The 19,336-nt window shown below is 66.4% G+C and carries 13 protein-coding genes; 9 read left to right on the forward strand and 4 right to left on the reverse strand.

What is annotated here, in order from left to right; genetic code table 11:
• Positions 1–27: 27 nt before the first annotated feature.
• The gene (locus tag JOF56_RS35290) at positions 28–1,287 is read right to left on the reverse strand and encodes a cytochrome P450 (protein ID WP_372448294.1); all 1,260 of its coding nucleotides are present in this window, start codon (positions 1,285–1,287) and stop codon (positions 28–30) included.
• Between the two features lie 241 nt (positions 1,288–1,528).
• On the opposite strand from JOF56_RS35290, the gene JOF56_RS35295 reads away from it, so the two are divergent.
• Complete coding sequence (locus JOF56_RS35295; RefSeq protein ID WP_209643773.1) at positions 1,529–3,856, forward strand: hypothetical protein; 2,328 nt, start codon at positions 1,529–1,531, stop codon at positions 3,854–3,856.
• 124 nt (positions 3,857–3,980) lie between these two features.
• Here the strand turns inward: JOF56_RS35295 and JOF56_RS35300 are convergent, their stop codons facing one another.
• Positions 3,981–4,331, reverse strand: a complete 351-nt coding sequence (locus JOF56_RS35300; protein ID WP_209643774.1) for an alpha-amylase inhibitor — start codon at positions 4,329–4,331, stop codon at positions 3,981–3,983.
• Positions 4,332–4,716: 385 nt separating this feature from the next.
• Here JOF56_RS35300 and JOF56_RS35305 point away from each other — a divergent pair, with 385 nt between their 5' ends.
• Positions 4,717–6,036, forward strand: a complete 1,320-nt coding sequence (locus JOF56_RS35305; RefSeq protein ID WP_209643775.1) for a helix-turn-helix domain-containing protein — start codon at positions 4,717–4,719, stop codon at positions 6,034–6,036.
• An 89-nt stretch (positions 6,037–6,125) separates the two neighbouring features.
• Positions 6,126–10,775: an nSTAND1 domain-containing NTPase gene (locus JOF56_RS35310; RefSeq protein ID WP_209643776.1), complete on the forward strand. Its 4,650-nt coding sequence runs from the start codon at positions 6,126–6,128 to the stop codon at positions 10,773–10,775.
• On the opposite strand, the gene JOF56_RS35315 is transcribed toward JOF56_RS35310, so the two are convergent.
• Positions 10,770–13,568 (reverse strand): PKD domain-containing protein, encoded by a 2,799-nt coding sequence (locus JOF56_RS35315; RefSeq protein WP_209643777.1) that lies wholly within the window; start codon positions 13,566–13,568, stop codon positions 10,770–10,772. The two genes, JOF56_RS35310 and JOF56_RS35315, sit on opposite strands and share 6 nt — an antisense overlap.
• A 254-nt stretch (positions 13,569–13,822) precedes the next feature.
• On the opposite strand from JOF56_RS35315, the gene JOF56_RS35320 reads away from it, so the two are divergent.
• The 6 genes from JOF56_RS35320 to JOF56_RS35345 all read left to right on the forward strand — a co-directional run bounded on the left by JOF56_RS35320 (position 13,823) and on the right by JOF56_RS35345 (position 18,204).
• Entirely contained in the window at positions 13,823–15,088 is a 1,266-nt protein-coding gene (locus tag JOF56_RS35320; RefSeq protein WP_209643778.1) for a protein-glutamine glutaminase family protein, read from the forward strand.
• A 12-nt stretch (positions 15,089–15,100) separates the two neighbouring features.
• Positions 15,101–15,355 (forward strand): hypothetical protein, encoded by a 255-nt coding sequence (locus tag JOF56_RS35325; protein ID WP_209643779.1) that lies wholly within the window; start codon positions 15,101–15,103, stop codon positions 15,353–15,355.
• Between the two features lie 5 nt (positions 15,356–15,360).
• A complete protein-coding gene (locus tag JOF56_RS35330) occupies positions 15,361–15,576 on the forward strand; it encodes a hypothetical protein (RefSeq protein ID WP_209643780.1) in 216 nt (71 codons plus the stop codon).
• A 207-nt stretch (positions 15,577–15,783) separates the two neighbouring features.
• Positions 15,784–16,749 carry a trypsin-like serine peptidase gene (locus JOF56_RS35335; RefSeq protein ID WP_209643781.1) on the forward strand — a complete coding sequence of 322 codons (966 nt, stop codon included), beginning with the start codon at positions 15,784–15,786 and terminating at the stop codon, positions 16,747–16,749.
• 79 nt (positions 16,750–16,828) lie between these two features.
• Positions 16,829–17,062, forward strand: coding sequence for a hypothetical protein (locus JOF56_RS35340; protein WP_209643782.1), 234 nt, complete (start codon positions 16,829–16,831; stop codon positions 17,060–17,062).
• A 218-nt stretch (positions 17,063–17,280) separates the two neighbouring features.
• A complete protein-coding gene (locus tag JOF56_RS35345) occupies positions 17,281–18,204 on the forward strand; it encodes an NADP-dependent oxidoreductase (protein WP_209648664.1) in 924 nt (307 codons plus the stop codon).
• Positions 18,205–18,296: 92 nt separating this feature from the next.
• Here the strand turns inward: JOF56_RS35345 and JOF56_RS35350 are convergent, their stop codons facing one another.
• Complete coding sequence (locus JOF56_RS35350; RefSeq protein WP_209643783.1) at positions 18,297–19,331, reverse strand: class I SAM-dependent methyltransferase; 1,035 nt, start codon at positions 19,329–19,331, stop codon at positions 18,297–18,299.
• Between the last annotated feature and the right edge of the window lie 5 nt (positions 19,332–19,336).

The raw sequence follows: 19,336 nt of genomic DNA on the forward strand, positions 1-19,336 counted from the left end.
CTGGCGGGCTTTACACCGGATCTGTGCTCACCAGGTCACAGGTAGTTCGTAGACTCCGTAGACGAATCCGTCGTGTTTGAAGGAGATCCGGTCCAGATCGGTCGCGAGCCGCAGGCTGGGGATGCGGCGCAGCAGAGCGGGGTAGGCGACCTGCAGTTCCATCCGGGCGAGCGGCTGGCCCACGCATGCGTGCACCCCGTGCCCGAAGGCCACCTGCTGGCGGGCGTCGCGGCGGATGTCCAAGCGGTCCGGGTCGGCGAAGACCGTGCTGTCGCGGTTGGCGGTCTCGTTGACCACGATGATGCCGTCGCCTTCCCGGATGGTCTGGCCGCCGAGTTCGATATCGGCCAGCGCGACCCGCAGCAACCCGCCGTGCGTGATGGTCAGGTAGCGCAACAGTTCCTCGACCGCGCTCGCGGCCAGCGCCGGGTGGTCGGTGTCGCGCAGTAAGGCGAGCTGGTCGGGATGCTCCAGCAGGGCCAGCGTGCCGAGCGCGATCATGTTCGCGGTGGTCTCGTGCCCGGCGAAGAGCATGAGCACACCCATCGAAACCGCTTCCTGCCTGGGCAGATCACCGGCCTCGACCCGTTCGGCCAGCGCGGAAAGCAGGTCGTCACCGGGCTTGCCGATCCGCTCGCCGATCAGGTCGTCCAGGTAGTCGCCCAGCTTGGTCTGGGCTTCGATGCGCTGCAGGGTGCTCGAAGCGCGGTTGATGATCGTCCTGCTGTTGTCCTGGAAGAACTCGTGATCGCTGTAGGGCACGCCGAGCAGTTCGCAGATCACCAGTGACGGCACGGGAAGCGCGAAGGCCTCGACGAGGTCCACCGGCTTGGGGCCGGCGAGCATCTTGTCCAGGAACTCGTCGACGATCCGTTGCACGGCCGTACGCATCGCCTCCACCCGTCTGACCGCGAACGCGCCGGTGACCATCCGCCGCAGCCTGGCGTGCTCGGGGTCGTCCTTGAGGATGAAGCTGAGGCCCGGGATCGAGGTGTCCTTCAGCATCTGCATCAGCTGCTGGGTCTCCGCCTCGGTCATGGTCTCGGCCGAGCCCTGCGTCGTCCTGGGCATACCGGGCCGGGAGTGATCCACGCTGACCCGCTGATCGGCCAGCAGGGCCCGGTGTTCGGCATGACCGGTCACCAGCCAGGGCGTACTGCCGTCCCACAGCCGCACCCGCGTCACCGGCCCCTCTTGCTGCCGTGCCTGCATGGCCGGCGCAGGATCGAACGGGCAGCTCGCCGCTCTGGCGATGTCGTACTCCGGCATCCCTACGGTGCTGGTCACTGGTCTGACTTCCTCTCATCGCGTGGCGCCATCGTGTCACTGATCAGGTCCGTGGTGCCAAGAGTGCGAGCTTGGGAAAGATTCGAAAACATTTCGGAGCGCTCATCGCTTGACTTCACAAGTAGGCGGTCCTACCGTCGAAAACGATTTCGGTTCGGGCACGGCTGGTGAGGCGAGGACGGGTCGCCTCACCAGTTTAGTCCACAAAGGAATGTCAGACTGCTCGTGAGAGAAGGCGACGATGCGACGCCCCGCGAGACACTCTCGTTCATCCATATTCCTCAGTGCGCTGCTCATTCTGGCTGCCTCGACGGTGGTCCAGCCGGCGGCCACCGGCGCCGTCGCGGCATACGACCCGGTGCCGGCCATGCCGCACAACGCCTGCAACAACACAAGCCTGCCGCGTAGCTACGGCACGAACTTCCCGACACCACGCGATCCGTACGCGTTCGGCTGGTACAACCAGTCCGCGATCGGCTGGCAGGGCAACTGGTACCCAGCCTTCTCGTATCTGTCGGGTTCGTACTTCGCCCGCGGCGTGCCGACCACGTATGCCCAGGGCGGCACGACCTACTGCGGCGCGATGTACTCGTTCGGCGCCTTCACCTACGGCCTGTCGGCGGGTCAATCGCCGTCCGCGCAATCGATCCAGTGGACGATGGACTCCGGCTACCTTCCGGCGCTGCGAACCTCGTTCACCCGCAACAATGTCGCCATCTCGATCACCAACTTCGCCAACCGCGCGGTAATCGGCGGCAACGCTTATGTACTCGCCTACACCCGCGTCTCGGTGACGAACAACGGAACCGGTTCCGTCACCGTGCCACCGGCCGGATCGGGGCCGAACCTGGTGCGGCTCACTCCGGCCGGGGATGCTGTGGCACCTGGGCAGACCCGTAACCATGACTTCGTCGCGGCCATCGACCGGTTCGGCACGAACGCGGCCTACCCGTCGACGGCCACGTTGACGTCCTCGGCGCCCAACTACGACACGGCGTATGGCCAGATGGCGGCGTTCTGGAACGGGCGGATCAACGCCACCGCGCAGCCGTCACTGCCCAACGTGACACTGCCGAACACCGGCCTGGCCAACCCGGGAACCGCGCTGCGCAACGCCTATCGTGCGGGCACCGCGTATCACCTGATGGTGCAGGTCGGTAAGGCGCCGTTCTCCGGCCCCAACAACTATGCCTGGCTGCTCAACCATGACGTGCCCGGCGAACTGGTGGCCAGGTTCACCACCGGCGACTTCAGCGACGCGCAGAACCTGCTGCTCACCGGCCGGGCCTCGGAACGTCCGGGCTTCCCCTCGGTCGGCGCGAACTGGTACTGGGACGGTGTGTGGAAGACGCCGTGGGCATGGGCGGTCTACCTGATGAAGACCGATGACACCGCGTTCGTCAACGAGTTCTTCAACGACAACCAGACCCAGTTCGGGCCCAGCCTGCGCACGATGATGCGGACCCATTTGGTGTCCCAGCTGGACACCGACGGGACGCTGAAATCCAATTTCGACAACGACTCCACCGGAAAGTGGATCCTGTCGAACTACTCCGCGCTCATCGGCCTCGCCTCGTACAAGTACATCGCGACACGGATCGGGCAGACAGCCGAAGCGCAATGGGCGCAGCAGGCGTACACCAGCCTGCACAACTCGTTGAACACGGTGATCGCCCGCAACCAGCAGGCCAACGGTTTCAACTTCCTGCCATGCGAGGTGCAGCGCGCGAACACCGCCAACCGCTGCAACACCTTCAACGACGCCAACTGGGCGCAGGCCGGCTGGTCCGGCCAGAACCAGTGGGACACGATGCTGATGGGCGGCAACCCGCTGTCCGGCGTCGTCGGCGACCCCGCGCAGCTCGATCGTATGTACGCCTGGGGTTTCGGCCGGCTTTCCGGTCGCGTCCCGTACCCGTCGATGGGTGCTTTCCCGGGCTACAGCACGGGTTACAACACCGCCTACTCCGAAGGCGGCCTGTACGCCAACCAGTATCGTGACTTGCCCATCACCAGTTATGCCTGGCAGGTCCAGAACACCACCGGCGGGCCCAACGCCTGGTGGGAGGCCAACGGCAGCGGCCCCAGCTCCGGCAACATCTGGGCCGGCAACCACGCCGGACCGCAGTTCGGCGCGATCCCTTACGCCTGGCCGATCGCCCACCAGCAGCTGGCCCTGATCCGGGCGATCGCGGCCGAGGGCCTGTCGGCTTCCGGTAGCGGGCCGTACACCTACACCAAACCGCTGTACCTGGGCCGGGGCATTCCGAACACGTGGATCGCCCCTGGGCAGACGGTCGCGGTCAGCAATGTGACCTCGTCCTACAACGCCGGTTCCGGTGCACGTTCCACCTACGGCGTGTCCTTCAGCACCAGCAGGCCCGGCACCGGCCGGGTGATCACCGTCGATCTGACCGGCACCCTGCCCAACGGTCCGATCTACGTTCAGCTGCCGGTGTTCGCCGGCTCGACCGTGACTGCCGTGTCGGGCGGTACCTACAACTCCGCGAACAGGACGGTGACGGTCACGTCAGGCGCCCGTCAGATCACGATCACACTCAACAACTAGAACCAGAACTGCCGAGGCCACATCGGACAGTGCTTTGTGGCCTCGGCAGCCGCGCGGGGACGCTCTTGCGCAGCAGCGGATCCCGGGGGTTTATCGCCCGGGATCCGCGCCTGTCATTGATCGATCAGCAGGACACCGCACCGTCGAAACGGGCCGGGAAGCCACGGGTGGAGTCCAGGCGGCCGCCCGGGCCCAGCGTGTAGCAGGCAGTGTCCGGCGCGAACGCCCAGAGGATCTTCGCGTGGATGGTGTAGGAGCATCGGTTGATGACCCACGCGTGCCGCCCTGAGTGGTCGTAGGACGCGCAGCCCGGCAGGGCGGCTAACACCCCGGCGGACGACGACACGACGGTGCCGGTCGAAGTGTCCTGCGCTTTGGACACCGGAGCGGCGTTGGCCGCCCCGCCGGCCGCCAGCATGCCGCCGACCGCGAGCGCCGTGGCACCCAGTCCCAAGGCGATTTTCCGCATGACCATTGTTGCCTCCTTTGTTGCACCGATGCGGGGCATGGAAGCGGGTAAATCGCACGGACTCGACGAAAAGTTCCCCCAAGACACGCGATCCTGCCCCCAGTCGCGGTAACGGCGCACCCCCAATGTGCGTCGCCTGCTTCCGCGGCACCCCTGTCAAACCGTGAGCCGGTTTGGCTGTCAGTAAGCATGCATCCCTCGCGGCCCGGAGTCAGCACGGCGCCTGTCGCCTTGACGCAAGGGAGCCAGACGACGCCGCGGACCAGACTGATTGGCATGCCACGACACGAATCTGCTGGAAGGCCGGGGTTGTGCTCGGTAGCCTGAATACCTGAGCGCATTCACCGGAAGCCGTGCTTCAGGGGGACGCGGTCAAGGGTGGGGGTAGAAGATGACTGAGCAGCCTGCGACTTTCGGCACGGAACTGCGGCGGCGCCGGATGGCGGCCGGGCTGTCGCTTGCCGTGTTCGCCAGGCAGGTCCATTACAGCAAGGGTTATCTCGGCAAGATCGAGACCGGGGACAAGTCGCCGGGCGCCGACCTCGCGCGGCGCTGCGACGCGGTCCTTGGGGCGGGCGGCCAGTTGGTCGCCCTGTTCGTCCGGGACCAGTCCAGAGAGCAAGCCCAATCGCCGATGGCCGAGGCCAAGCAGGACGGCGAGGTATGGGTGATGAGCATGGAACCGGACGGCACCAGCCGGCTGATCCCGATGCGTCGCCGGGATGCGTTCGCTGTGGGTGCGTCCTCGTTGCTGGGCGTGAGTCTGGGCACGCAGAGCATGTCGGCCGCGGCACCGCAGGACGGGACGATCGCGGCATTCCGGTCGCTGTTCGAACAGACCCGGCAGTTAGGCCAGATCGCGGGCCCTGGCGTGGTTCTGCCCACTGTCATCGCCCAGACCCACACGCTGCGCGGCATGGCAGGCACGGCTTCCCCTGCCGCCCGTGGAGAACTGCTGAGACTGGCCGCTCGCTACGCGGAGTACGCCGGGTGGATGACCCAGGAGGCCGGTGACGACCGCGGATCGCTGTGGTGGACGCGTGCGGCGGTCGATCTGGCCACCGCGGCCGGCGATACCCAACTGGCCACGTTCGCCCTGATCCGGCAGGCGTTGATCACGTTGTACCGGGACGATGCCGCAGGCACCATCGATCTGGCGCAGCAGGCCCAGGCCGATCCGCGAACGCCGCCGCGTATCCGTGGACTGGCGGCGTTACGAGAAGCTCAAGGGCACGCCCTGGCCTGTGATCCCGACCAGTGTCAGCGGGCGCTCGACCGCGCCGAGGAGTTGCTGGCCAGAGCCAGAGAAGACGCCGATGACACCGCTGACGGCTTGAAACTCGGCTCGGCGTCGGTGAGCGGTCCGGGTTTGCACGCGATGGTGGCCGGTTGGTGCCTGCATGACCTTGGCCGCTGTGAACAGGCGGGCGAATTGCTTGACCAGCAACTGGCTCTCGTCCCGGAGACCGCTCGCCGGGTGCGGGCCCGATTCGGAGCCCGCCGGGCCCTGGCCTATGCCACAGCGGGCGAAGTCGACCACGCCTGCGCCCTGGCGCACCAGACGCTCAGCAGCGCGGAAGCCGTGGACTCGGCCACCATCCGCGTGGACTTGCGCCGGTTGGCCCGCGCACTTGTTCGCTGGCATACGCATCAGCCGGTGCGCGAGCTGTATCCGAGACTCAACGAGACACTGCGCACATCGATCACCTGACCTGGACCGCTTGCCACTCCGGGACATTGCTGCCAGCCTCGACACTGTGAGCGACGACCCATCACGTCACGGTGCTCAGGGGAGATCGCGTGGGTGGTGTATTCATCAACTACCGCACCGGAGACGGCGAGTTCGCCGCGACGCTGATCACGAGGGTGCTCGTGGCGCAGTTCGGTCTCCAGCACGTCTTCCTGGCCAGCAGGTCGATCCGCCCCGGTGAGGATTTCGCGCAGAAGATCCTGGAACGGCTGCGGCAGTCCGACGTCCTGCTGGCCGTGATCGGAGCGCGCTGGCTCAGCACCGACCAGCAACAGCGCCGTAGGGTCGACGCACCCGACGACTGGGTGCACAAGGAGATCGCGGAGGCGTTCCGGCACGGCCTGCGGGTCATCCCGGTGTTCCTCGATCATGCTGTCGGGCTGTCCGAGCGTGATCTCCCGGCCGACCTCGCTCCGTTGGCGCGCTGCCAGTTCCTGCGGCTGAGCCACCGCAACGACACCCGTGACCTCGCCCGTCTGGTCGACGAGTTGGGCGACCTCGTGCCAGGGCTCGTGCTCAACCGGGTCTTCACCACCGTTTCCTCGCCGGACGCGAACCTTGAACCCAGCGCGTGGTTGCGTACCGAGTACCAAATGGTCCCGTTCGGCGGACGGAAGACTGAACTCGCTGACCTGAAGGCCTGGATCGGCTCGCCGAAGGCAGTGTCCGCACATCTGGTCACCGGGCCGACCGGGCAAGGCAAGACCCGTCTTGCCCAGCAGCTGTGCCAGGACCTGACGGCAGAGGGCTGGGTCGCAGGCGCGATCCACGACAACGCCGCCATCGCCGACCTGACCAACCTCGGCAGGATCGACAGCCCGCTACTGGTGGTCGTCGACAACGCCGAAGTCCGTTTCGAGCAGATCTATGCCCTGGCCGCCGCGTTGACTCAGCGCTCGCCCACGTCCTCGCCCGCACGGCTGCTGTTGCTCAGCCGGGACACGGGAGAATGGTTGCGCCGGCTGCGCGTCGATACCGATGATCGCGTCAGCACACTGTTCCGTGCGTTGGACGAGCACCCGCTTGCCCCGTTGGCGGGGACCCAAGCCGAGCGGCGCAAGGAGTTCCTACGCGTGGCGGCCGCGTACACCGGTCATCTCCGGGTACCGGCCGTTGACCACGCGCCTCCGTCCGATTTGGACCACCCGCGGTACGCGTCCGTCCGCACCATCCACGCCGCCGCGCTGCTTACAGTGCTCATCGAGCACACTGGGAACGGATCCGTGCCATCCCCGGATCCCGAACTCCACCGCGCGGCTCGGCCTGAGTCCCCGTACCGCGGGTTGCAGCCGTTCCAGGAAAAGGACGCCCGGTTCTTCCACGGCCGTGACCCGCAGATCCGCCAGCTCAGCGCCCTGATGGAGCAACACCGCATGGTGCTGGTCACGGGGGCGTCGGGCAGTGGGAAGTCGTCGCTCGTGCGGGCAGGCGTATTTCCCTTGCTACGACAGCAAAATATCGCGTTGGCGACGTTGCGGCCGACCGTCGGCGCCGAACCACGGGAACTCCTCGCGCGTGCGATGACACCAGTCCTGGGACACGAACCGAGCCGGGACATCACGGTGCTGGCCGACGAGATCATTGACAAGGTGGGGCATCTGGTCCTGTTCGTCGACCAGTTCGAAGAACTCGTCGACGCAGACTCGGACGCGGCAAGGCAACTGCTCGAAGTCGTGGCAGCGTTGCTGCGGGCAGCGCCTGCACGGCCTGCCACGACACCGGCACTGCGAGCTGTGTTCACCGGACGTTTCGCCGACCTCGGCGAAGTGCTCCCCGCCGATCTTGACCCGGAGTTGCACACCATGCCGCTGCCCAGGATGGGACCGGCCGAACTCCGGGCGGCGATCATAGGCCCTGAGGACATTCCGCTGGTGTCCTTCGAACCGGGCCTGGTCGACCGGATCATCGCCGACGCCATGGACTCTCCCGGTCAGCTGCCGCTTGTGGAGTTCGCGTTGACGCGGCTGTGGGAGCCCCGGCAAGGCGGCGGCATGCTCACCCACCGCATGTACGACGACCAGGGTGGCGTAGCCGGGCCGCTGGCGTCCTACGCGCAAGAGATCTACGAGCGGCAACTGTTGCCGGATGAGCAGAAGCTCGCCGAGCGGCTGCTGGTCCAACTGGCCCGGCCAGGCGACGACGGGACCTTCGCGGTCACCCCGGCCCGGCTCGACCAGCTCGATCCCGCCTCGGGCGCGCTGGCTAGAATGCTCGCCAAGCACCATCTGGTGGTACTCCGGGACGATCCCGGACAGCCGGAGGTCGTCCTGGCACACGAAGCCCTGGTCCAGCGATGGCCGCGACTGCGGGAATGGCTGCTGGCCGCCAGGGATTTCCGGTCATGGCAGGAACAACTCCGGATCGCGCTCGGCCAGTGGCAACGGTCCAATCGGGACAACAGCACGCTGTTGCGTGGCATACCCCTTGCCACAGCACAGGATTGGCTCGCTGAACACCCGTCCGGGCTCACCGGCGACGAGCGCGGCTACATCACCGCCAGCCGCGCCCATGAGCGCCGGGGAGTACGCCGTTGGCGCACGATCACCGCGCTGATCGGCGTGCTCGCGGTGGTGGCGACCACGTCCGCTGCCCTGGCCATCAACCGTAACGAAGAGCTCTCCGATCAGTTGCGGCGTGTGGCGGCGGCTTCACTGGGGCAGGAGTCCATGCGGCGCAGCGATACGAGCCCGTTGACCGCCCTGCAGCTCGCCCAGGCAGCCTGGCATCACGACCAGTCGAGGCCAGAGGCATACGCGGCACTGTTGCGGCAGTACCTCAAGTACACCGGAGTCGAGGAGATCCGCTCGGGACTCTGGTCCGGGACCGTGAACTCGGTCGCCACCACCGATGACGGCCAGGTGACAGCCGTGGCCGAGGATGACGGCAAGATCACCGTCTGGACCGGCTTGTTCGGCGCCACACCGCAACGCTGGTTCGTAGCCGCCATTCCCACCCAGCGCGGACTACTGCTGAGCCCGGACGGCCGTTGGCTGGTGGTCGTCGGCGAACGGGGGAGTGTCACGCTCTGGGACATCAGCCAGCGCGGCACTCCGCTCCCGCTTCGGTCTGCGGATCAGCCGAATCTGGGTGAGATCGTCGAGGCTCGCAGTGCGCGTTTCTCGGCGGACGGACGGTCTCTGGTCGTGACACTGCAGCGGCGCAAGCGAACCGAAACCGTTCCTACGAACATGGTCGAGGCCTGGGACGTCACGAGCCGCCAGCAGTCGGCCACGACCTTCACCCCGGCACCGGGGTTGACGGATCTCGTTGTACGACAGGTCGAACCGGACACCAACGCGGCGTGGTTCATCGAGTACCAGCCTGACGGAACGCGCCGCAACATCCACCGCGACCTGGCCACAGGTGCCGAACTGCAGGAGACTCCAGCCGACAGTCCCGGCCGCACTGACTTCAGCGGCCGGTACACGATCGTCGGCCGAAGTTCTACAAAGGACTCCTTTCAGCAGCTCGACCTGCTCGATCTGCGCACCGGCCGGTCCTACGCGGTCCAGGCTCCGCCTCTCGCGCAGCAGCAAGCCAACGACTTCGGCGGGCACAGCACAGGAAATCTCATGGTGATCGCCGGCGAGTCCGGCGCGCCCACGGTCTTTGCGCTGAGCAACGGTGCCCTGCTCCGGCTACGGGCGCCAACCGCGATCGACGCCACCGCGAAGCCGAACCTGTCCAGGCAACCCGCTGCCACGGCCCTGAGCCCTGACGGCCGGAGCCTGGCGACACTCACCGAAGAATCGTCAGATGGCCACTTCGGACTGTCGGTAATGGATACCACGACCCGGCGGACGATCGCCGGACCTCCGGCAACGGCAGGCAGTCTGAACCTTGGCGGCCGTCCCCGGATCAGCTTCATGCCCGACGGCAGGCAGATCCTGGCAGTGGGCGACTCCGGAATGCTGACGGTTTTCCTGACTTCCGATCTCAGTGTGGTGCGCACGATGTCGGTGGCCACCGACCCGCTCCCGATCAATCCTCCGCCGGCCACCTGGCTCATCCCGATCACCGACGAGGAGTTCGCGGTTCTCCGCAACAGCGACGTGACGGTGTGGCGGATCAGCACCGGTGAGCTGGTGACTACGCAGAACCTGCATGTCACTGACGAGGTGCAGGTCGCCGGAGACCAGGTCGCGGCGATGCCGTGGCCCGCCCGGCCCAGGCACGTGGTGACCACGTCCACGACCGGCGTTCAACTGTGGGCGCTGAGCGAAAGCGCGCCCGTCAAGACCTTCGTGTCCCAGGCGGGCCATCTGGCACCGGCGATCCTGACGGAATCCGCCGGACCACGGATCGCGGTGCACTACAAGGACGTCGGGCAACTGCAGATCTGGAACCCGGAGCAGGACGAGACACGGCCGCCGGCCATTCCCGTGCCCGGCGACCAGACGCCGTTGGCGTTAGTCCCTGGCAACCGGCTGCTTACCGCGTCCGGCGATGGTGACCTGCACATCTGGGATCTCGACGTCGGCGACCGCATCGCGGAGTTCCGCGCACCGAACTCGCCGGTGGGCTGGTCACGGCACAACGACACCCTCACAGCGGAGACCAGCCAGGGCCCGCTGACCATCGACATGGACCCGCGACGCTGGATCGAGCAGCTGTGCCGGATCAACAACCGCGACTACACGCCGCAGGAAAGCGAACTCCTGCCGTCCGGTGCCGACCACATTGCCCCGTGCTCGTCATGAACAGTCGAAGTTGCGGCACCCCTCTGGGTCGCCCGACGAAGTGTTCCCGCCACCGTTTTCAACTCTGTCCCGGTTCTCCACGTTGATGCCGTATCGCGCGTTGTTCGTGGTGTGGTTCCCGGACAGCTTGATCACGCTGCCTTCGCCGACGTCGAGGATGGCGAGGCCGTCCATGCCCGCCTCTGGGTCCTTGGCGAGGCCGTTGGCCGTGAACTCGTTATCGGAAATCTCGAGCGGTCCGATTGGTCCTCCTCCGATGGCGCTGACCTTCAGGCCGTTCCACTGATGTTCGAGGAACCTGTTCCCGGACACCAGGCCCTGTCCGGAGAATATGAGGACACCGTTGAGCGTTGATCCCTTGAAATCGTTGCCGGACACGACGAAGGAATTCCACAAGCCGAGTGTGTCCCCGCTGGAGATCGTGTTTCCGGTGATGTAGGCCTGCCTGGAACTGACGTCGGCAAGCAACGAGACCTTGCTTTTGGTCACCGTGGTCGTCCCGCAGTACGGGCCAAGATAGGCGATGCTCACGTTGCTCCAGTCGACAGTCACCGACGCGTTGGATTCCTCCATGACCCCGCCGTAGCATCCCACGTTGAACAGGCTGATCGTGCTGCGCGCGATCGTGCACACGCTGTCGAGTGCGCATGCAGCCACACCGCGCGCCGAGTTGCCGGAGATGGTCGATCCGGTGATGCTGACCGATGACTCGTTGGTGAATCGGAACGGGTGGAAGGCGTTGATGGTGACACTGCGCAGCTGCGCGTTCCGTACCCGGTCGCCCGTCATTCCTGGATTGCTGTCTTCCGTCATCGGTGATGCCGAGATCGCGAAATTGCTTATGGTCACATCGGTCACGTTGGTCATGTCAATGCCGGTCTGGAATCGGCTGATCGCGCCATTGCGAACGGTGACATTCTTGATGGTCTTGTCCGCCGCGATCACGATGCCTTTCTGCCCGGTGGCGGAGCCCGATGTGGAGATGCTGTGGCCGCCGAGGTCCAGGACGACATCGTCGGCCGCGATTGTCAGCGCCACCCCGCCCCCGCAAACGAGATCCTGTGTGAGGACCGCGGCGGTCGTGATGACGTCGCCGCAGCGCACCTCACGCATCTCTTGTGTGACAGTGAATTGCTTGGACTCACGGACCACAACGGCACCGACGGCGACCTCAAGGGTCGCGGTATAGGTGCCCGATCTTGTGAAGGTGTGCTGGAACGTCGGCGAGCTGGAAGTCGTCTCGGTGCCCCGGTCACTGGTCACGGTCCAAGACGTGCGCTGCGGACGTGGTCCGGCCAGCTCGGCGCTGAATCGCACCTGCTCGCCGACTCGCGGAGCGCCAGGCTCGACATTGATCCGGACAATGCGTGGTGGCGCGCCTGGGGCGTCGACGGTGACCTGCGCGGCGGCTTGAACGATCTTGCCCTGGCGCAGTTGCGCTGTGACGTTGACGGTGTGCGTTCCTATGCGGGTATATCTGTGCCGGACCTTGGTACCAGCGGCTCCCGAGCCATCGCCGAAAGTCCATTGGGCGCTGGTGATGTCCTTGGCGATGGCCGTGAACCGGAACTCGTCGCCGACGACTCCACGTGCACGCGGACTGATCCCGATGGACAGGTTCGCGGCGGTCACTTGCCCGGTGGGCGGTGTAGCGCTCTGGGTGGGCTGCTGAGTCTGGGTTGCCTGCCCTGCCTGGTATTTCGTGATCGGCCGGACCCGGCCGTCGAGTCCGATCACTCCGGCCTGGTCACCGCGTGGGTCGTTGTAGAAGACCACCCCGTCCCGGGTCAGCAGCTCGAATCGCACCGGGTGGTCGAAAAGCCGCTGCTCGGCCACCACCCGCGGCCCGGCGAGATCGACGATCCAGATCCGTCCGGTCGCGTAGTCCGGTACCACCGCGTGGTTGTCCGCCTCGACCGCCTGGCCCAGGTCGGCCGGGACCGGGCTCAGAGTGACCGGAGCCGCGCACGATGCGGTATCGAACGTGCAACTCAGCAACTGGCCACGGGAACCGACCGAGATCAGCAGCCGGCGCTCACCCGGAGAACCGCTCACCGCCACGGTGTCATCGGGCTTCAGGTCCACCGGCACCGACTGCTGGACAGCTCCGGTGTCCGGGTCCAGCAGTTCCATCGCGCCACGCCCGGCGTCCAGCAAGGCGTGCGCGCCGTCGGTGAAGGCAAGCCTGCTCTTGCCGGGCGTGTGCGCCTGCGGCCGTGAATGGCTTGTCCCGTCAGAGAACCAGATCAAGTCACCGGTGCGCTGATCAAGACTCCAGAGCCGGCCGTCGGGATCCATCATCGCGCTGTCACCGGCCGGCAACGATGCCGGATCCCCTTGGGGCTCCAGCGTTTCCGGGTCGGCTTTGGCGAGCAGCCCGCGTGCTGTGTCCAGCGAGTAGAGCGCGTGGGGTGTCGGGAACACGGCGAGCTGTCCGGCTGCTCCCTTTACTGGCGACATCGGGCGAGAGGTTGCCAGGGTGGCGCCATCGACCCGCACGACCGATCCCTGCGCACGGTTGAGGGCGTACCCCGTCGCCCCTTGCTGAACGACGTGCAGGTCGGTTCTCGGCTGGTCGACCTGGACCTGGGCCGCCACCTCGGCCGAGGCGCCGTCCAGCAGGGTCAGCTGCCCGACTTCGTCTGAGGCGACCCAAATCGCGCCGGCGTGCAACCGCACCTGCGGTGCGAGGTCGCTTTGCTGATCCCAGCCGACCGCGATCCCGGCCGCCACCGTGCCTGCCGCCGCGATCCCCGCCGTAAGGCGCCGCCAGAGTCCGAAATGTTGAGCCATGTCAACAACTCCCCAGTTGTCCCGGCCAACTCATGAAAGCGTCGATGGACCATCGCCGTCATGCGGACCGCCCATCGTATTGGCAGTTCGCCTGGTAAGTCACGCATTGTCGGCGTTCCTGTCCGCCGCGAAAGTTGCCCTCCCACCGGTTTAGTTCGGTGTGGACAGTACTTAGGCCGTTGGTGGCACTGTGTTGACGTGGCCTCTGCCAGGGCTAACACTGGGCGGACGTGAACCCTGGGGAGGTGGACACGATGCCGCGAAGCAATGCCGTCGTGGGCGAAATCGCCGAGCTGGCCCAGTCAAGGGGAGCGGGCCGGCTGCTCACCGTCCAGTTCAGCGGCGGTCAGTCCGGGCGGCTGGATCTGTCCGACAGCCGGGCCCAGGCCTGGCTCTCCGCGCTGGACGAGCTCAGTTCGGCGGGCCTGCCCGCGTATGTCGAGATCGATCCCGAGACCTCGATCATCACCGAGGTGCTCGTGCCGATCGTCGACGCCGTGGCGGAGCTGCGTGACGGTGACGGCGAGCTTGAAGTGGATCTCGTTGTATCCCACGCGAAGCACCGGCTGCCGCGCGACAGCCCGGACTACGACGAACTGCGAAGACTGCTTGCGGAGTCGAAGGAATCCGGCCAGGCGGTGCTTGTCACGGACGCGCTCGACGGCCACACGATCATCGATGTCCGGCCGCACCCAAAAGTCAGCCTTCTTGAGCGCGCCGAGGCCAAGGCCGAGCCGCTCTCCACACCGGTCACGCTCGCCCAGGCACAGCAGATGTTCAACCTCGTCAACGGCCGGACAGCCTGCTCGGTGAACCCGGTCGCGCCGGGAATCCCGTTCACCTACCCGGACGACGGCTGCTGGGGCCGGGCGCACGAGATGGCGCGGCTGATGATCGAGCAGGGCATCACCCCGGACAAGGTGTGGATCTACGGCAATCTGCGCGTGAACAGCGCCAACAAGCCGGACTGCCTTGTCGGCTGGGGCTGGCACGTCGCGCCGACACTGCAGGTGGGCACGAGTACGTACGTCATCGACCCGGCGCTGTTCACCAGCCCTGTCCCGCGTGCCACCTGGTTCGGCGTGCAGGGTGACCCGTCGGCCACGTTGGTGCCAACTGGCTGGGAGGTCTTCCACAACGGCTTGGGCACCTACGATCCCACCTTCAGCCAGACGAACTCCGTCCTCGCGACCTACCGCGCCAAGCTGCAGGTGCGCTCGGCGTCCGCGGACGGCCCGCCGCCCTATCCGCGATGCCAGACGAATCCGCCGCGCGTGCAGTGGATCGGCACCATCGCGGGCAACACCACCGCTCGCTGGTTCACCTACGGCTGGCCATCGTCCTGGCACGTGGTGTGGACGATGATGCCCACCTCGATCTGCTCCGGCGCGCCGCAGCTGTCCTGGTCGGTCGCGGTCGAACGGGCCAACGCGACCCAGAGCACCTATTGGATCACCGTGAAGAACCAGTCCGCCCACACGGTCCGTTTCGAGGGCCGGTACGACGTGCTGAGCACCTGAGGGGAGTCGTCCATGGCAACCGGAGTGCAGTTCACCGGGACGCTGGCGGCCAACGCCACCGGCCGCTGGTTCACCTACGGCTGGTCGGCCGCGTCGCACGTGATCTGGTACATGATGCCGACCTCGCCGAGATCCGGCGCGCCCCAGCTGGACTGGGACGTGGCGGTCGAACGCGCCACGTCGACGCAGTGCACGTACTGGCTGACGGTGACCAACCTGACCAACGTCCCGGTGACCTTCGAAGGCCGTTTCGCGATCTTGTCCTGAAGGGGATGGACACCGTGCGCATTGTGATCGAGCTCGAAGACGACGAATCCGACACCGTTGTCGTACAGGTAACCCGTAAGCGCGCCCAGGCCACCGCCCAGGCCGAGGTGATCGCTTCGCCGGCCGAGGATGCCGGGCCGGCGCAATCGTTGAGTGCCGCGGAAAGCGACGCGGTGGAGGTCAACGACGCCGGTGCCGCGCCGGACACCGAAAGCCCGTAGTCGTAGCCGGTCCAATATGGACCGAGATGGCCAATTGGCTGGTGGGCGTTGTTGCGATCGGTGTGAGCGGCCGACATACTTTCGCGTTGGGAAGGTTCCAGGGGGTCGGAAATTCACTTTCGGCAGGCTGTCACATCGCGGTGGCGGCCTTGTCGTGATGCCCCCTTGTGCCTTGAAAACCACAGCGCGGGAGGCATTTTGCGGTTCTTGCGAAGGCTCACCGTCGTCCTGGCCACGGGCGCGTCCGCAGTCGCCCTGGCGACGCCGGCCATGGCGGAGGATTCCTCCGTCGCGGCAGCGACGATCGCGGCACAGAATGACAGTTCAGCCAAGGCGTCCTCGAACAGCGCCGCGAGCGCGGAGGAGTACTGGACGCCGGCCCGGATGGCCGAGGCGATCAAAGCCGGGCCGTCCGACATGCCAGTGCAGAGCGATTCCTCAACCACACCAAGACCGGGCCCCAGCGCCAAAGTAGACGGTGCGGTCCCGACGGTTCCCAGCGCTCAGGCCGACATCCACAGCATGTCCGGCCGGGTGTTCTACGTCAACGACCGTGGCGAGAACCGTTCGTGCTCGGGCAGCACGGTCAACAGCAACGGCAAGCGGCTGGTGTTCACCGCGGGCCACTGCGTGCACGGCGGCGGCAGCGGGCGCGGCTGGTTCGACGTGAACCGCTGGGTGTTCGTGCCCGCGTACCACGCCGGCTCGCCCTACGGCACCTGGAATGCCTACCAGCAGTGGTCGAAGGTCGGCTGGACCAGCAACGGCAACCGCGCCTACGACGTCGCCGCTGTCGTGATGCAGCCGAGAAACGGCGTCAAGATCGTGGACGCGGTCGGCGGCCAGGGCATCCAATGGGGCTACGGCTACGGCCGGTTCGAATACATGTTCGGCTACCCGGCCGACCCGCCCTTCAACGGCAGCGGTCTCTACTTCTGCAACGGCACCACCCGCGACGAGAGCGGCTTCCCGACCCTGGACTGCAACATGACCGGTGGTGCGAGCGGCGGCCCATGGCTGGCCGACTACGGCGCCACATTCTGGGCGTATGTCAACGGCGTGAACAGCTGGATGTTCTGGGACCCGGACCCCACCCACGTCTACAAGTGGCAGAGCCCGTACTTCAGCTACGACACTGCGGGCAGCCTGTTCGACACGGTGAAGGACATGTAAACGCGTGCAACGCGTGAGTGCGGCCGGTCCGTCCCAGTCATATGGGGCGGACCGGCCACATTTCCAGGAGGATGTTCCCGTGCGACAACGACTGATGGTGGCAGCGGTGATCGCCGTGGCCGCCCTGGCAGTCGTAGGGCTCGCTATCTGGCTATGGCCCTCGACAGCGGACCCCGGCTCACCATGCGACAACGGCCCGGGCAACAGCGGCCAGGCCGCTGGCCCGACCGCGACCACAAGCGGCGAGGCCTACTGGACCGACGAACGAATGAGCAGCGCCCGCGGCGCTGACCCGAGACCCCCTGGCTGCTAAGGACTTCTGCAGCGGTCAGTTCCGTAGTCGCATCGGCGGCACCATCGGCACTGTGATCCAGCTGATCGGTGTCGCGGCCGCCCTGGTCGCCGGTGTGATAGCTACCCGGCGCTCCTATCGGTGAGTCGCAGTCGTGCTGCGGGCTCCCCGATGCGCATGGCATCCTTCACTGCGGAGGTCCCAGCGATCACGAGGAGCGTTCTGTCATGACGGCCCGTATGCAGGCGGTTGTCGCCCACAGCTTCGGCGGCCCCGACGTCCTGGAGCTGACGGAGATCGACAGGCCTGAGGCGGGTCCCGGGTCGGTGCTGGTGCGAGTGAAGGCCGCCGGGGTCAATCCGGTCGACTGGCACGTCGTCGCCGGGCACATGAACGCGTTCCTGAAGGTCGGCCTCCCGCTCGTGCCAGGCTTCGACGTCGCGGGCGTGGTGGAGGCCGTGGGCCAGGACGTCACCGAGTTCTCAACCGGCGACGAAGTCTTCGGTTACGTCCGGACAGATGAGGTGCAGTACGGCACTTACGCGGAGTTCGTCGTCGCGCCTGTGCACACACTCGCGCGTCGGCCCACGTCGTTGGATTGGCAACAATCTGCCGGTCTGCCTTTGGTGGGACTCACCGCGTTGCAGGCACTGGTCAAGGCGGGCACCGGGGCAGGGGAGACGGTCCTGGTTCACGCGGCGGCCGGTGGTGTGGGCTCTGCGGCTGTGCAGATCGCGGTGGCTCGGGGTGCCCGGGTGATCGGCACGGCCAGCGAGCGCAACCACGAGTTCTTGCGCTCTTTGGGGGCCGAGCCTGTTACGTATGGCGACGGTTTGGCCGAGCGCGTGCGGGCGTTGGCTCCGGAAGGGATCGATGTCGCTGTGGACTGTGTGGGTGGCGACGCCGTTGCTGTCTCCCAGGAGTTGTTGAAGGACCACACCCGGGTGGTTTCCATTGTGGACATGGTGGCCGCCAAGCGCGGCGGCCACCACATATTCACCCAGCCGGTCAGCTCGGACCTCGACGAACTGGCCGCGCTCGCCGACGCCGGCAAGCTCTCCATCCACGTCGACCAGGCCCTGCCGCTGGCCAAGGCCGCCGAGGCATTCGTGCGCAGCCAGGCCGGGCGAGTCCGCGGCAAGATCGTGCTCGACGTCGCCTGACCGCAACCTCAGCTTTGCCCCCAATGCCACATTGGGGGCATCAGATGTCCCCAATGTGGCATTGGGGACAAAACAATTCGGCGGTGGCGGGGTCAGGTCAGTTCGTAGAACCGGAACTTGTCGTTCTCGATCGGGTGGATCGTCACGTTCGTGAAGCCTGCCTCGAGGGCGTACTTCCGTAGTGTGGCTGGGCGCATGACGGTTCCGGTCTCGGCTGAGGTCGGGTCGCCCATGGCGCCTGGCAGGCAGACGGTCAGGCTCCAGCCGTACTCCTGCTGTTCGCGCACGGGGCCGGGCGTGGTGAGCTCCTCTTCTGTCCACAGGTCGATGACCAGAACAGATCCGTTGTCTGCCAGCAACTTCCGGGCCGCGGTCAGCGCGGCGACCGGGTGTGTCATGTCGTGCAACGCCTCGATGATGGTGACGAGGTCGTACTTCTCGGCACCGGCCAGGTCGGCGGCGTCCATCGCGGAGAACTTCACACGATCGGCTACACCTGAGGCTTCGGCGTTCTGCTGTGCGGCGGAAATGGCCATCTCGTCCAGATCCAGGCCGTCCACGGTCAGTTCCGGGTACGCCAGCGCCATCGCGATGCTCGACCAGCCCAGACCGCAGGCGATGTCGGAGACCCTGGCCGGGCCCGCCGAGAGTCGCTTGTGGACCTCGGGGATCGCGGGAAGCCATTTCTTGCCAAGGAGATTGAGGAACAGCGCCCGGTTCGACTCGGCCCTGCCCTCGGGCTCCCACGGGATCGGCGGCGGCGCGTCACCGGTCCGGTACGCCTCCACGAGGTCGGCCATCCGGCGGCCGACACGGACCAGGTTGATGCTGTGCTGCGTGTCGAACAGCACGCTTTCGCGGTCGGCGAGCACAGGAATGTGCGACGGCGGCAGGGTGAACCGCTGTTCTTCGTCCATCTCCAGCAAGCCTGCGGTGGCGTGGTGCTCAAGCCATTCGCGTGTGTAGCGTTCCGCCGTTCCGGTGGCTGTGGCCAGTTCGGCGGACGTCATCGGGCCGTCGGCGAGCGCCCGGTAGTAACCGAGGCGCTCGCCCAAGTACACGGCGTACATCTCAAGTGCACTCGTGACGTTCTGGAACAACCGCTGAGACAAGGCGTCCGTGTCCATGGCGG

This window comes from Kibdelosporangium banguiense (assembly GCF_017876405.1).
Lineage (GTDB): Bacteria > Actinomycetota > Actinomycetes > Mycobacteriales > Pseudonocardiaceae > Kibdelosporangium > Kibdelosporangium banguiense.

Excerpts from the sequence above, each read along its gene's own strand:
- JOF56_RS35295 (WP_209643773.1), top strand. The coding sequence starts at position 1,529 with ATGCGACGCCCCGCGAGACACTCTCGTTCATCCATATTCCTCAGTGCG.
- JOF56_RS35300 (WP_209643774.1), bottom strand. The coding sequence starts at position 4,331 with ATGGTCATGCGGAAAATCGCCTTGGGACTGGGTGCCACGGCGCTCGCG.
- JOF56_RS35305 (WP_209643775.1), top strand. The coding sequence starts at position 4,717 with ATGACTGAGCAGCCTGCGACTTTCGGCACGGAACTGCGGCGGCGCCGG.
- JOF56_RS35315 (WP_209643777.1), bottom strand. The coding sequence starts at position 13,568 with ATGGCTCAACATTTCGGACTCTGGCGGCGCCTTACGGCGGGGATCGCG.
- JOF56_RS35320 (WP_209643778.1), top strand. The coding sequence starts at position 13,823 with ATGCCGCGAAGCAATGCCGTCGTGGGCGAAATCGCCGAGCTGGCCCAG.
- JOF56_RS35325 (WP_209643779.1), top strand. The coding sequence starts at position 15,101 with ATGGCAACCGGAGTGCAGTTCACCGGGACGCTGGCGGCCAACGCCACC.
- JOF56_RS35330 (WP_209643780.1), top strand. The coding sequence starts at position 15,361 with ATGGACACCGTGCGCATTGTGATCGAGCTCGAAGACGACGAATCCGAC.
- JOF56_RS35345 (WP_209648664.1), top strand. The coding sequence starts at position 17,281 with ATGCAGGCGGTTGTCGCCCACAGCTTCGGCGGCCCCGACGTCCTGGAG.
- JOF56_RS35350 (WP_209643783.1), bottom strand. The coding sequence starts at position 19,331 with ATGGACACGGACGCCTTGTCTCAGCGGTTGTTCCAGAACGTCACGAGT.